Here is a 14137-nt window from a genome sequence, read left to right as displayed (position 1 = left end):
AGCACCCGAGCAACTGAGCACCCGAGCAACTGAGCACCCGAGCAACTGAGCACCCGAGCAACTGAGCACCCGAGCAACTGAGCACCCGAGCAACTGAGCACCCGAGCAACTGAGCACCCGAGCAACTGAGCACCCGAGCAACTGAGCACCCGAGCAACTCAGCAACTCAGCAACCCGAACCCGAACCCGAACCCCAACCCCAACAGTCTCTTCAAGACAATCTGTGGGCTTGTAACACGTGCTCTTAATACCCGTCAGAAGCACGTCCAGTGGTAATCATTTCCGCTGCGGATTTTGAGTTTGTATTGAGCCCCGTTTCACCGTATAATAATTAGGGTGTCAAAAAATGGCGAGGGAAGACGTGGATGAAGAAGAAAAATGTAGGAACACTGCTGTTATTTCTTATTCTGGGCTGGCTTGCCGGGGCGTGGATTGCTAAGCTGCTGGAGCCTGTTAAAGCCCTGTCTTTGCTTACCGCTTCGACTGTTCTCAAGTGGTCGCCGCAAGCCGATTTGGACATCATAACCTACGATATCACTATTCATTTGAAATTGAATCTGCTCAGTCTTGCCGGCATGATTACAGCCGTGTGGCTGTACCGCAGGCTGTAGCCTTCAGCTGCTGATTTTAGAAGGGACGTTTTATACAGTGGAGCATGATAACCCGCGAATCATTATCCTGGCTTCAGGCTCGCCCCGCCGCCGGGAACTTTTATCCAATCTTGGCCTGCCCTTTGAGGTGCTGGTCAGTGATGCGGATGAGAGTACACCCGCAGATTATACACCTGAGATGATTGTGCATACCCTGGCCCTGCGTAAAGCGCAGGCTGTACTGCCTGCTGCGGGAGGACGGAATGCGGTTGTTGTCGGCAGCGACACAATTGTTGTACTGGACGGAAAAGTACTCGGCAAGCCGGCGGATGAGCAGGACAGCCGGGTCATGCTGAGCATGCTTCAGGGCCGTACCCATCAGGTGTACACCGGTGTTGCCTGCATCGGACTGCCGGACGGCAGGTCTGAGGTAGCCCACCGGGTAACCTCCGTAACGATGAGGGAGCTTGGCGAAGATGAAATCTCTGCCTACATAGCGACTGGAGAGCCTGCTGACAAAGCCGGCTCCTATGCGATTCAAGGGCTTGGTGCCACATTGGTCGAAGAGATCCAGGGCTGTTATTTTAATGTGGTCGGACTACCGCTGTCGCTGCTAAGCGGCATGCTGCCCCGGTTTGGCATATCTGTGCTGGGCCGGCAAGGATAGTACAGGAGAGAGGGATAGGGATGGAGTCGCAACCGTTTATGCTGCGGGACCTCCCCCATGAAGAACGACCACGAGAGCGCATGATGCATTATGGGGCGGAATCACTTAGCCAGGCAGAGCTGCTGGCGATACTCTTGCGCACGGGAACGCGCCGGGAATCAGCCATACACATTGCCCAGCAGCTGCTGGGTCATTCAGGCGGACTCCGCGGGCTTGCGGACCTCAGTATAGAAGAACTGACAAATATCAAAGGCATCGGCCCTGCCAAGGCGGTGCAACTGAAAGCCGGCATAGAGCTGGGCAGGCGGATGGCGAACTCCAGGCTCACTGAGCCGGTCATCATCCGCAGCCCGCAGGACGCAGCAGAGATTCTGACTGAGCAGCTGCGTTACCTGCAGAAGGAACATTTTGTCTGTCTGTTCCTTAACACGAAGAATCATGTCATTTCGCAGGAGACCTTGTCGATGGGCAGCCTCAATGCTTCGATCGTTCATCCGCGCGAGGTATTCCGGGCTGCCATGAAGTACAGCAGCGCGGCTATCATCTGTGCGCATAACCATCCGAGCGGCGACCCTGCGCCGAGTCCCGAGGATATCGCCCTGACGTCCAGACTGGTTCAGGCAGGCGAGATTGTTGGAATTGACGTGCTGGATCATCTGATTATCGGCGACAGCCGGTTTGTAAGTTTGAAAGAAAAAGGGTACATGTAATATAATTGTGCAGATTCATTAGGAAAAGGAGAATACAAGCATGTTAGGTGGTTTTACGAAAGATTTAGGGATTGACCTGGGGACAGCGAATACGCTTGTCTATGTTCGCGGTAAGGGAATCGTAGTAAGAGAACCTTCCGTGGTGGCTATTAATACAGATACGAAGACAATTGAAGCAGTGGGCGAATCCGCCAAAAAAATGATCGGCCGCACGCCTGGCAACATCCGTGCCATCCGTCCGATGAAAGACGGCGTTATTGCCGATTTTGATACAACGGCGACAATGATCAAATATTTCATCCGTCAGGCGCAGAAGCAGCGCTCCATGTTCCAGCGTCACCCGAATGTGATGGTCTGTGTACCTTCCGGCATTACTGCAGTGGAGCAGCGTGCCGTTGAGGATGCGACTAAGCAGGCGGGCGCACGTGAAGCCTACATTATCGAAGAGCCTTTTGCTGCGGCAATCGGTGCGGATCTTCCGGTGTGGGAGCCTACAGGCAGCATGGTAGTGGATATCGGCGGAGGAACAACTGAGGTTGCGGTTATTTCACTTGGCGGTATTGTTACCAGCCGTTCTGTACGTGTAGCCGGTGATGAAGCAGATGAGTCAATTATCCAGTACATCAAACGCCAGTATAACCTGATGATCGGTGAACGCACCTCCGAGCAGCTGAAGATGGATGTCGGTTCAGCACTGCCGCTCGAAAAAGCGGAAACGATGGAAATCCGCGGCCGGGACCTGGTAACCGGACTGCCTAAGACGCTGACCATTACCTCCGATGAGATTTGTGAAGCTTTGTCGGATACGGTAAATGCGATTGTTGAAGCTGTAAAAGTAACGCTTGAGAAATGTCCGCCGGAGCTGGCAGCCGACATTATGGACCGGGGCATTGTGCTGACCGGCGGTGGCGCACTGCTGCGCAATCTGGACAAGCTGCTGGCACGTGAGACAGGAATGCCGGTTATTGTAGCCGAGAATCCGCTGGACTGCGTCGCTATCGGTACAGGCAAGGCACTGGAGAACATTCATTTGTTCAAGAGCCGCAGCAATACAGGACTGCGTACGAAACGCTAAGGCTTACTGCTGATTGTGTACATCAACCCCTGATACGGGTGGAATACGGTTGTTAGAGGGTGTTGAAACTGTTTAAATTGTTTAACAACAAACGTCTGTTCATCCTGCTGATTACACTGGTGATGTTCATCGTGGTTATGGGCTTCAGCCTGGGGACAAGGAAATCCTTGTCCTGGCCGGAGAACTTTCTACGCGATACGACCGGATTCGTGCAAAGTTTGTTCTACAAGCCCGCTGGATATGTAGCGGGCTTCTTCCAAGAGATCGGAAATCTGCATGATCTGGCTGAAGAGAACGAGCAGCTCAAAATTCTGGCAGCCCAGTATGCGCGGGATAAGGCAATTTATAATTTCACTAAGGCAGAGAATGAGTATTACAAAAAAGAACTTGATTTCAAGGAAGCTCAAAAGAAACTGTACGATTATGAGCTGCATATTGCCCAGGTAATCAGTCTGGCGACAGAACCTAACAACAGTTCTGTTGTTATTGATCTCGGTTTAAAGGACGGCATTAAACCCAACATGTCAGTAATTTCTCCCGAAGGGATGGTTGGCGTTATCAGCCAGGTGAGCAATTTCACCTCAACGGTAAAGCTGATGACGATGATGGATATCAACGATCCCAACTCCCAGCCGCCGATTGCCGGAACCGCACTGAACAAAGAGCAGGACAGCTTCGGTATGATTGAGAGCTATGATCCGCAGACGGGACTACTGGAGATGAATAAGATTCCGGTCGGTGATCCGATTGCCGCAGGTGATACCATCATTTCCAAGGGAAGCGGCGGTGTGTACCCGCGCGGCTTGACCATCGGAATCGTTAAGAGTGTTCAAGAGGGGGCGTATGGATATTCATCGACTGCCCTGATTGAGCCGAGCGCCAATTTCCAGGACTGGAAGGACCTGTTTGTGGTGTTCACGGAGGAGCGTGTTGAATAGTGAGGATGCGCAGATCAGTTCTTGTCCTATTGTTATTTCTTTTATTTATTGTTCAGGGAACCCTTCTGCCTTGGCTGCTTCCGGATGTATGGCAGATGAGAATCATCCCTAATCTTGTCTTTATCGTTATTTTGTTTGTAACCATCTATCATCACCGGCATACAGCACTTATTCTGGGTTTATCCTTCGGGATACTGCATGATGTGGTTTTCTACGGAAGAATTCTCGGTGCCCACTCCTTTGCTATGGGGCTGTCCGCCTATCTGATTGGTCTAATATTCCAGATTCCCCGTGCTCCTCTGCCCCTGATGATGTCGGTGGTTTTACTCGGCAGCCTGCTTGAGGACAGTATCCTGTTCAGCATTTACAGTGTATTCAACCTGAACAGGGAGCCGTACAATTGGGCGCTTCTGAATTATATGCTGCCAACCATGCTGTTCCATTTTGCTGTCGGGCTGCTTCTGTACATTCCGGTAAGGCGCCAGCTGGAGCTGATCAAGAAAGAGACCCGCGATGAAGAAACGGCCTAGCCGGGCTTTGCATTTTCTTTCAGGCCAAGCAGGAATTCACCTGATCCGGAACGAATGAATGAGGATGGGGGGACAGGCATATGACAGTAAAATCCAAGCACGTGAGGATTAAGGGCATCAAGGACGGCCTGGTATTCCTGCTAGACGACAAGTGTCCCTTTGAAGATCTCTTAAATGAGCTACGCTACAAGCTGGAGCACAGCCATCAAAATATTCTAACCGGACCGATTGTGCACGTGGATATCAAGCTGGGCAGCCGTTCTGTTACCGAAGAAGATAAAGCGGCCGTCCTTGATATTCTAAAGGGGCAAGGGAATCTCCTGATCCGTTCCATTGATGCGGTTGTTGAAGCTGCGGAACCGGACCCGGACGCCCTTTTCATTATTAGCGGGATCGTCCGTTCAGGCCAAGTGCTTCATCATGACGGAAATCTTCTGTATCTGGGTGATGTTAATCCGGGAGGGACGGTTACCTGCACAGGTGATATTTATATTCTCGGAGCCCTCAGGGGAATAGCCCATGCCGGTGTGGATGGTAATCAGGAGGCGATTATCGCCGCTTCTTTATTAACCCCTACCCAGCTGCGGATTGCAGATGTAATCAGCCGGCCTCCGGATGAATGGGGGACACGGGAGAGCAGCATGGAATTTGCCTATTTGTCCAGCGGTGCTATGCAAATCGACAAAATTCATAATATATTCAAGTTACGTCAGGGTTTAAATGTGTTTAAAGGGGTGTAGCCTCCATGGGAGAAGCGATTGTCGTAACCTCGGGCAAAGGCGGCGTTGGCAAAACAACCACAACAGCCAATATTGGAACCGCGCTTGCGCTGCAGGGCAAAAAAGTATGTCTGGTGGATACGGATATCGGACTGCGGAATCTGGATGTAGTTATGGGCCTGGAAAACAGGATCATTTATGATCTCGTTGATGTGGCGGAGGGGCGCTGCCGCCTGAATCAGGCGCTGGTTAAGGATAAACGTTTTGATGAGCTGTATATGCTGCCCGCTGCTCAGACAAAGGATAAGACTGCGGTTTCTCCGGAGCAGGTCAAGGATATCATTCTTGAGCTGAAGAAAGAATACGAATACGTCTTAATCGACTGTCCGGCCGGAATCGAGCACGGGTTCCGCAATGCTATTGCAGGTGCGGACAAGGCGATTGTCGTCACTACTCCGGAGCATGCGGCTGTAAGAGACGCAGACCGGATTATCGGGCTGCTGGAGCAATCCAGCGTAGAATCCCCGAAGCTGGTAGTTAACCGGATTCGTCCGGGATTGGTCAAGTCCGGAGACATGCTGGATATTGAAGATATCCTGCAGGTGCTGAACATTGATCTGATCGGAATTGTGCCGGATGATGAGCTGGTCATTAAGGCTGCCAACAACGGTGAGCCTACGGTCATGAATCCTGATTCAGCGGCTGCTATTGCCTACCGCAATATTGCCCGCCGGATTCTAGGGGATGCCGTTCCGCTGATGCAGCTGGACCGGAAGACAGGCGCTTTCAAGAAATTCAAGAAATTTTTCGGCATGGGCTGATCCGTAACCAGCACTCATACTTGGATAAAGAATCCCGCCTGCAGGGCACACTGCGGCGGGATTTTTGCGGTGCGGGGAGTAGAGCCGTCCCTTTGCGCCCGGCGGAAAGATGAAGCCGCTTTTCCTGCTGGGGTATTCGTGCATACCTCCTGAAGGCTTGTTCTAAACCGGCTCCGGCAGCTCATAAACTATCAGTAAAACAAGCCCGCCGGAGGGATTATGATGGAACAAGGATCAGGAATTAAAGGCCGCCGCAGGGAGCGAATCCGCAGCCTGCTGGATGAGCAGACGGAAGCTGTTCCGTTGCCGCTCTATTCGCTGAATGAAGATACAGCCGGCTTCAAGGAATGGGGCCAGCCGGAGCGCAGAGAACCTGTGAACGAGCCGGATCCCGAGAAGCTGTGGAAGCAGAACCGCGGAGGCTGGATGGATGAGGAAGACGGTGGGGAAGGCGGCAGGCCGCGGTTCACAGCCGGCTTTGTCCGCAGGGCAGTAGCAAGTGTTCTGGTGTTCGGTGCGGTATGGGGGATATTTCTTGCCAGGGAGCCCTGGGCGGTCAGGGCACAGGCTTTTATTACAGATGCACTGAGTAATGATATGGATTTCACTGCTGCACAGGTATGGTATGAGACGCATTTTAACGGAGCGCCTTCGTTTATACCGATTTTTGGTGAGGAGGAGGTTCCTGCGCAGAAGGTGAGTGCCTCACACAATCTGAGCGCCCCGCTGGAGGGAAGTATCCTCCGTTCTTTTGCCGATACCTTATACGGTGTTGAAATTATGCCTTCAGCCGATTCAAGCGGCAGTGTGGCGGTGAAAAGTGTAGATACGGGCCGGGTTCTGTCCGTTTCCAAGGAAGCGCAGGGAGGTATCCGCATCGTAATCCGCCATACCGGCAGCCTGACTGCGGAATACGGGCATCTCACCGGAACCCGTCTGTCGGCGGACGACTGGGTGGAGAGCGGTGATACGGTCGGCTGGATGCAGGAGACGGGAGACGGGGCAACCCCGCTGCTTTTTTTTGCGGTGATGAAAGACAAAACATATATTGATCCTGCCGAAGTGGTATCGTTTGATTAGGGTATCGGGTATCCAGCTGTCGCTGCATCCTCTGTTCGTGCTGGTTATGCTGCTCTCAGTCATCACCGGACAGTTCCTGGAGCTGCTGACATTGTTTATTATTGTATTTATTCACGAATTGGGACATGTCTGCGCCGCGCTGCTGCTCGGGGTTACAGTCAAGTCAGTCCAGCTGCTGCCCTTTGGAGGGGTAGCGGTTATGGAGGACCATGGACGGCTGACCGCCGGCCGGGAGATTGCCATAGCATTTGCCGGACCGTTGCAGAACGGAATCATGATTGTGATGGCTCTGGCCCTTCAGCATTTGGGGAGCGGAAGCGGCGCTTTTCTTGCTTATTTTATCCAGGCCAATGCTATTATTGCGCTGTTTAATTTTTTGCCGGTGCTTCCGCTCGACGGGGGCAAGATCGTCCAGGCTGCGCTCAGCACGCTTCTGCCCTACTACTACACTCTGCTCTGGAGCGGGAGAGTGAGCATTGCGGCAAGCGGGCTTGTCATCTTATATGCGCTGCTGCCTCTGGCAGCAGGGGCCGGACTCCGGTTGAATCTGCTTATGATCGGAGCATTTCTGCTCTATTCCAATACTACGGACCAGCGGAATTTGCCTTACCGCTTTCTCGCTTTTTTGATGAACAGGGAGGCTGCCTACGAACGGTATTTACGGCTCGGCAGCGCGGCGCAGCCGATTGTTGCCTTTTCCGCGAAACCTTTGGATGATATATTGCGTCTATTTAAACGTAACCAGTATCATTTTATTTATGTGATGAATGATGATAAGAATGTGGTAGCCGTTGTACCGGAGCAGCGCCTGATTTCCTCCTATTTCGGGATGTAGAGCAGGTTTAAGGCTGCACAGCGGATGGCGACAAATGAAGATTTAGACCAGAGGTGAAGCCATGAAACAAATGATCGTTCACTGCACGCAGCATATTACACGGATGGCTCTTCTGGAGAACGGGCGGCTTGTGGAGTATGCGGCTGAACGCGATCAGCAGCAAGGGCTGGTCGGCAGTTATTACAAAGGCCGGGTTATGAATGTTCTGCCAGGCATGCAGGCTGCTTTTGTCGACATCGGACAGAAGAAAAATGCCTTTTTATATGTAGATGATGTGCTTCATCCCCATTTGGAAAAGCAGCCGGAGGTGAAGCCCTCCATTGATACGCTGCTGGAGCCCGGCCAGGAGATTATCGTCCAGGTGCGTAAAGAGCCGCGCGGCGGCAAGGGGGCGCGGGTAACCACGCACTATACATTGCCTGGACGCTGGATGGTGTACATGCCGTTCGCGGAGTATGTCGGAGTATCCAAAAAGATCAGCCGCGAATCGGAGCGGAACCGGCTGAAGTCGATCGGAGAGAAGCTGCGGCGCCGTGAGGAAGGGCTTATTATGCGGACGGTATCGGAGGACGAGCAGGTCGATGCAGTCGAGGGCGACCTGTCCTTCCTGCGTGCGCAGTGGGAGATGATTGTCCGCAGGGCGGAGGAAGTATCCTCACCCGCTTTGCTGCATTCTGATCTCAGTATCGTTCAGCGCTTCATCCGTGATGCTTTTAATCCGCAGCGCGATGAGCTGATGATTGATTCAGCCAGGGCTGTGCATGAGGCGGAGGCATTTCTGGCTGATATGGCTCCCGAGGGCTATAAGCCGGTAGGCTTTTACCGCGGCGCGGAGCCGATCTTTGCTGCTTACGGCGTGCAGGAGCAGCTCCTTAAGGGCTTTAGCCGCAAAATCATTCTCGCAGGCGGCGCCACACTAATCTGGGATGAGACCGAAGCGCTGACCGTGGTCGATGTGAACACAGCCCAGTACACAGGCGGATCGACACTGGAGGAGACAGTGACGCAGACGAATCTGCTCGCGGCGGAGGAGATTGGCCGGCTGATCCGGCTGCGTGATACGGGTGGCATTATTATTGTTGATTTTATTGATATGGAGCTTGATGAGCACCGCCGTCAGGTCCAGGAGCGGCTGGAGCGCGTAGTCAGCAGCGACCGCACGAAGACACATATTCTGGGCTGGACGCATCTCGGGCTGCTTGAGATGACCCGCAAAAAAGCAAGGCATGACTCGGCAGGCTTTGCTCCCGTGATTTGCCAGTGCTGCGGCGGGACAGGCAAGGTCGGAACTTGGCTGGAATAAATGAATTCTGCTTGTATCGTTGACTATAGTCAATAAGTATGATAATATCTTCAAGTGTGTGTTTGGTTACCCTAATCTTGCACATGCTGTAACCGCTCCGATCGGGTACACAAGTGCGGTTCCTCCGGGAATCTGCCACCTAGACTAGGCGAGTCTGAGACATGAGGAGGTGCAAGTACAATGTATGCAATTATCGAAACTGGTGGTAAACAATACAGAGTCCAAGAGGGCGATGTTCTGTTCATCGAGAAGCTGGAAGCTGAAGACGGCGCAAGCGTAACGTTTGACCGTGTATTGGCTGTTTCCAACGAAGGCGGTCTGACTGCAGGAACTCCGCTCTTGAGCGGCGCGTCTGTAACAGCTAAGGTCGAGAAACACGGTAAGGGTCAGAAGGTTGTAGTTTACAAATACAAACCGAAGAAGAACTACCACAAGAAACAAGGCCATCGTCAACCGTACACTAAAGTAACTATCGAGAAGATTCAGGCGTAAGAAGGTGCGTTAATGATTAACGTGCGGATTACACGGGCTTCAGAGATGGGTACTGTTATCGGTTTTGAGGTGGAAGGGCATGCGGGTTATGCCAAACGCGGTGAAGATATTGTGTGTGCCGGAGTATCTGCTGTTACGGTGGGTACGGTGAACTCAATTGAGAGCCTGACCGGAATTTCGATGGATACGTCCATGAAGAACGGCTTTTTAAGCGGAACCCTGGGTTCTGTTGAAGATGTTGAAGCCTCCGCGAAAGTTCAACTGCTGCTGGAATCCATGGTTCTAATGCTCAGTGATATCGCAGAATCATACGGGAAGTATATTAAGATACAGCAAGTCATCATTTAAAGAAGGAGGTTGACCAACATGTTGAAATTGGATCTTCAGTTATTCGCATCCAAAAAAGGGGTAGGTTCCACAAAGAACGGACGTGACTCCCACTCCAAGCGTCTTGGCGTGAAACGTGCTGACGGTCAGGCAGTTACCGGCGGTAACATTCTGGTTCGTCAACGCGGAACAAAAATTCACCCGGGCACTAACGTAGGCATCGGTAAAGATGATACGCTGTTCGCTCTGGTTGATGGCGTAGTGAAGTTCGAACGTTGGGGTCGCGATCGCAAAAAAGTGAGCGTGTATCCGGTTGATGTCGCTCCGGTAGCAGCGGCAGTGGAAGCGTAAGCTTTCCTAACCACATTTGCATGTAGAAGCCTCCGGCATGAGTGCCGGGGGTTTTTTTGATAAGTGAGGCGGGGGATCAGGGGTTTCCCTGAAACGGTCTGAATGCTGGTGATTGCACCGGATGCGTGTGTTATACTGGAAAATGGTAAAAGCGCCTAAGGGCAGGATAGACTAAATTTGGCATGAATTTTGCGAACTGAGGGACGGGGAGAAAGAATGAAATCCTGGAAAGGTATTGTCTGGGCAGTCATGTTATCCGTAACGCTTCCTTTAGGTCTTCTGTATTGGCACACCACCCTTTTCACATGCCTGCTGCTCGGAGTGTGGGTAGCTGCAGTGCTTGCTTTCAGCTTTTTTTACAACCGGCGTCATTTTGAAGAGGAACTGCGTATACAGGAGAAGACTCTGCAGCAGGCGGCGAACCGGACACTGAATCATCATCGTCATGACTGGATGAATGATCTGCAAGTGCTTTACGGATATATTCAGCTGAACAAGCCTGATAAATCCGTGCAATGTGTGGAAAGAATAAAGGAACGAATTGCGCTGGACAGCCGGATCGCTAAGCTTGGCATTCCGTCGCTGGTATTCTATCTGCAGTCGTTCCGCACCTTCAGCAGCAGTCTTGAGCTGGAAGTGCAGGTGGAAGAGGGGCTGCAGCTGGAGGACAAGCTGACACCCGGCCTGGGCGACGAATTGACTTCTGTGATTATGCAGACGGTAAGGGCTTACCAATACAGCGGAACGGCTTCCCAAGGGGAGACGCGGATACTCCGTCTGGGCTTTACTCAGGATAAGGGAGACATTCTTATCTCATTTCAAAGCAAGGGAGAGCAAGGCAATCCCGAGCTGCTGCAGGGGCAAATTTATAATATAGTACAAGGCAAAATCATGAAAGCGGAGCAGTGGAAGCCTGCTGAGGCTTACGTAGAGCTGCGTCTACCGCTGGAGATGTAAGGAAGGTGAACTTAGATGTTCGTAGATAAAGCTAAGATTTATGTAAAAGGCGGCGACGGCGGCGATGGTCTTGTGGCGTTCCGCCGCGAGAAATATGTTCCGGAAGGCGGTCCGGCGGGCGGCGACGGCGGCCGGGGCGGCGACGTAATTTTCCGTGTGGATGAAGGCCTGCGCACCCTGATGGATTTCCGTTATCAGCGTCACTTTAAGGCTGACCGCGGAATTAAAGGCCGTAACAAAAGCCAGCACGGTGCAAATGCCGAGCATATGATTGTACGTATTCCCCCGGGAACTGTACTGATCGACGATGATACTCAGGAGATCATTGCCGACATGACCCGCCACGGCCAGCAAGTAGTTGTAGCGCGCGGCGGACGCGGCGGACGCGGAAATGTCCGGTTTGCGACGGCAGCCAATTCTGCCCCTGAGCTTGCAGAGAACGGGGAAGAGGGCCAGGAGCGTTATATTGTGATGGAACTGAAGGTTATGGCAGATGTGGGTCTGGTAGGCTTCCCGAGCGTGGGCAAATCCACCCTGCTGTCAGTTGTCTCAGCGGCACAGCCGAAGATCGGTGCTTATCACTTTACGACAATCACACCAAACCTGGGAGTAGTTGCGGCCGGGGACGGCCGGAGCTTTGTTATGGCTGATCTGCCGGGACTGATTGAAGGGGCCAGTGAAGGTGTGGGCCTCGGGCATGAGTTCCTGCGCCACGTTGAACGTACGCGGATTATTATCCATGTTGTGGATATGTCCGGCTCCGAAGGACGCGATCCGTTCGAGGATTGGGTGCTTATCAACGATGAGCTGAAGCAGTATAATGCCAACTTGCTTGACCGCCCGCAGGTCGTGGCGGCGAACAAGATGGATATGCCGGAATCGGAGGCGAATCTGATCTCCTTCCGTGAACGGATTGCTGAGCTTCGTCCTGATCTTGAGATTATGCCGATTTCCTCCCTTACCCGTCAAGGGATTCAGGAGCTGCTCTACCGCGCAGCAGATCTTCTGGACAGTATCCCGGTAGCTCCGGTGGTCGAAGAGGTCGCCGAGACGGTGGAGCGTAAGGTATACAAGCTGGAAGCTGAAGCTGATGACAGCTTTACAATTACACGTGATAACGAAGCTTTCGTTGTCACCAGCCCCCGCATCGAGAAGATGCTCAAGCGCATGCAGTTGAGCACCCATGATGCCATTTTGAAGCTGGCCCGTACGCTCCGTCATATGGGCGTAGATGCCGAGCTGCGTAAACGCGGTGCTGTGGAAGGCACAATCGTCCGCATCGGGGATTTTGAATTCGAATTTGTAGAGAGCAGCAGCTACTACTAAATCATGCGTCTGCCCGCCGGGCAGGCAGCTATAGAACGCCGGCAGTGCCTTCTCCATCCGGAGAACACTGCCGGCGTTTTTTTGTCATAAAGAACATCCAAACCGTCTAAAGATCGTATACAATGGTAACGGAAATGCATGATTTACCATATAAGCGGATGATTGCTTTTTTATCGGATAAGAACTGCCGATATATACAATACATACCTGCCCTTAGGAAAGAAGGAAGATCAATGGCTATTATCGAGGTAGTGAAATATGACGGGCCTCCCGGCGTGTTCGCCTGGAAGCATCCGGATCAGGAGCTCGGCACCTGGACGCAGCTGATCGTTAACGAGTCTCAAGAGGCGGTTCTGTTCAAGGGAGGACAGGCGCTGGACTCCTTTACGGCTGGACGGCATACACTCAGTACTGCGAACATTCCGGTTCTATCCCATATTGTAAACTTGCCGTTTGGAGGGAAATCTCCATTTACAGCGGAAGTGTGGTTCGTTAATAAACTTAATTCAATGAACGTCAAATGGGGCACCAGCTCACCGCTGCAGCTTCAGGATCCTAAATATAACATCATGGTTTCGCTCCGCTCTTACGGGCAATTCGGGGTGCGGATCGAGGATGCGCGTAAATTTCTGCTGAAGCTGGTCGGTTCGCTCCCGCAGTTTGATCAGGAGACCCTGGTTAGCTATTTCCGCGGACTGCTGATGTCCAACATCAATGAGCTGATCTCTTCCTATCTAATCCGGAAAAAAATCAGTGTTCTGGAAATTAACGCATACGTCGTAGAGATTTCGCGGCATATTCAGGGCCGGCTGGCTCCGGTTTTTCTGGAGAACGGAATTGAGCTTAATCATTTTTATATCGACTCCATCAACATTCCTGAAGACGATCCGGCGGTGCTTACCTTGAAGGAAGCCTTGGCTAAAAGGGCAGAGATGGATATTATCGGCTATACCTACCAGCAGGAACGGAGCTTTGATACGCTGGAGGAATCGGCAGGTAACCCCGGTAATCTGGGAGCAGGCATGATGAATGCCGGCCTTGGCCTGGGGATGGGCTTTGGTCTGGCCGGACCTGCAGCCGATATCGTGAGTCAGATGTCCAGAGGGATAGGGCAGAGCGGCAGAGGTGCCGGAACCGGAATTTCCGGCAAGGCATGTCCGGACTGCGGGGAAATGAGCCTGCCATCCGCCCGGTTTTGCAGCGGATGTGGCAAGGGCTTCAGGGCGGCAGGCCCGGAAGAGGGAGCGGAGGACACCGTCGTGTGCCGCAGCTGCAGCAGCCGTGTTGCAGCCGGAGCCAGATTTTGCACAAACTGCGGAAACAGCATGACTCTGAAATGTGCCGGCTGCGGTCATGAGCTGGAAGCGGGACAAAGGTTCTGTGGCGAGTGTGGAAGACAGAACGGCTGAAAGGGGC

17 protein-coding genes and 1 other annotated feature are annotated in these 14137 nt (G+C 52.6%); all 17 genes read left to right on the top strand.

Annotation, left to right across the window (positions count from 1 at the left end; translation table 11 throughout):
• Positions 1–365: 365 nt before the first annotated feature.
• Positions 366–611 (top strand): DUF4321 domain-containing protein, encoded by a 246-nt coding sequence (locus R70331_RS23765; RefSeq protein ID WP_042179792.1) that lies wholly within the window; start codon positions 366–368, stop codon positions 609–611.
• 37 nt (positions 612–648) lie between these two features.
• Positions 649–1257, top strand: coding sequence for a Maf family protein (locus R70331_RS23760; RefSeq protein ID WP_042179789.1), 609 nt, complete (start codon positions 649–651; stop codon positions 1255–1257).
• A 20-nt stretch (positions 1258–1277) separates the two neighbouring features.
• Positions 1278–1967, top strand: coding sequence for a RadC family protein (gene radC, locus R70331_RS23755; protein WP_042179787.1), 690 nt, complete (start codon positions 1278–1280; stop codon positions 1965–1967).
• Between the two features lie 40 nt (positions 1968–2007).
• Entirely contained in the window at positions 2008–3042 is a 1035-nt protein-coding gene (locus R70331_RS23750) for a rod shape-determining protein (protein WP_042179784.1), read from the top strand.
• Positions 3043–3101: 59 nt separating this feature from the next.
• Positions 3102–3980, top strand: a complete 879-nt coding sequence (mreC, locus tag R70331_RS23745; protein ID WP_042179782.1) for a rod shape-determining protein MreC — start codon at positions 3102–3104, stop codon at positions 3978–3980.
• Complete coding sequence (gene mreD / locus R70331_RS23740) at positions 3980–4510, top strand: rod shape-determining protein MreD (RefSeq protein WP_042179779.1); 531 nt, start codon at positions 3980–3982, stop codon at positions 4508–4510. Before mreC ends, mreD begins: the two co-directional genes overlap by 1 nt.
• Before the next feature lie 80 nt (positions 4511–4590).
• Positions 4591–5250, top strand: coding sequence for a septum site-determining protein MinC (gene minC, locus R70331_RS23735; protein WP_042179776.1), 660 nt, complete (start codon positions 4591–4593; stop codon positions 5248–5250).
• Between the two features lie 5 nt (positions 5251–5255).
• Complete coding sequence (minD, locus tag R70331_RS23730) at positions 5256–6050, top strand: septum site-determining protein MinD (RefSeq protein ID WP_042179773.1); 795 nt, start codon at positions 5256–5258, stop codon at positions 6048–6050.
• Between the two features lie 219 nt (positions 6051–6269).
• Positions 6270–7130: a M23 family metallopeptidase gene (locus R70331_RS23725; RefSeq protein WP_081947728.1), complete on the top strand. Its 861-nt coding sequence runs from the start codon at positions 6270–6272 to the stop codon at positions 7128–7130.
• Complete coding sequence (locus R70331_RS23720; RefSeq protein WP_042179768.1) at positions 7123–7965, top strand: M50 family metallopeptidase; 843 nt, start codon at positions 7123–7125, stop codon at positions 7963–7965. Before R70331_RS23725 ends, R70331_RS23720 begins: the two co-directional genes overlap by 8 nt.
• A gap of 61 nt (positions 7966–8026) precedes the next feature.
• Complete coding sequence (locus R70331_RS23715) at positions 8027–9268, top strand: Rne/Rng family ribonuclease (RefSeq protein WP_042179765.1); 1242 nt, start codon at positions 8027–8029, stop codon at positions 9266–9268.
• A gap of 80 nt (positions 9269–9348) precedes the next feature.
• Positions 9349–9434, top strand: a sequence feature (ribosomal protein L21 leader region).
• 14 nt (positions 9435–9448) lie between these two features.
• Positions 9449–9760, top strand: coding sequence for a 50S ribosomal protein L21 (rplU, locus tag R70331_RS23710; RefSeq protein ID WP_039876447.1), 312 nt, complete (start codon positions 9449–9451; stop codon positions 9758–9760).
• Positions 9761–9772: 12 nt separating this feature from the next.
• Positions 9773–10108 (top strand): ribosomal-processing cysteine protease Prp, encoded by a 336-nt coding sequence (locus R70331_RS23705; protein WP_042179763.1) that lies wholly within the window; start codon positions 9773–9775, stop codon positions 10106–10108.
• A gap of 18 nt (positions 10109–10126) precedes the next feature.
• Positions 10127–10438 carry a 50S ribosomal protein L27 gene (gene rpmA / locus R70331_RS23700; protein WP_039876443.1) on the top strand — a complete coding sequence of 104 codons (312 nt, stop codon included), beginning with the start codon at positions 10127–10129 and terminating at the stop codon, positions 10436–10438.
• Between the two features lie 216 nt (positions 10439–10654).
• Positions 10655–11395 (top strand): Spo0B domain-containing protein, encoded by a 741-nt coding sequence (locus tag R70331_RS23695; protein ID WP_042179760.1) that lies wholly within the window; start codon positions 10655–10657, stop codon positions 11393–11395.
• A 15-nt stretch (positions 11396–11410) separates the two neighbouring features.
• The gene (gene obgE / locus R70331_RS23690) at positions 11411–12721 is read left to right on the top strand and encodes a GTPase ObgE (protein WP_042179758.1); all 1311 of its coding nucleotides are present in this window, start codon (positions 11411–11413) and stop codon (positions 12719–12721) included.
• A 233-nt stretch (positions 12722–12954) separates the two neighbouring features.
• Positions 12955–14130 (top strand): SPFH domain-containing protein, encoded by a 1176-nt coding sequence (locus tag R70331_RS23685; protein WP_042179755.1) that lies wholly within the window; start codon positions 12955–12957, stop codon positions 14128–14130.
• Positions 14131–14137 lie beyond the last annotated feature (7 nt).

It is taken from the genome of Paenibacillus sp. FSL R7-0331 (genome assembly GCF_000758645.1).
GTDB lineage: Bacteria > Bacillota > Bacilli > Paenibacillales > Paenibacillaceae > Paenibacillus_AQ > Paenibacillus_AQ camerounensis.
The sequence above is the reverse complement of the archived record's forward strand: the minus strand, read 5'-3'. Positions and strand labels throughout refer to the sequence as shown.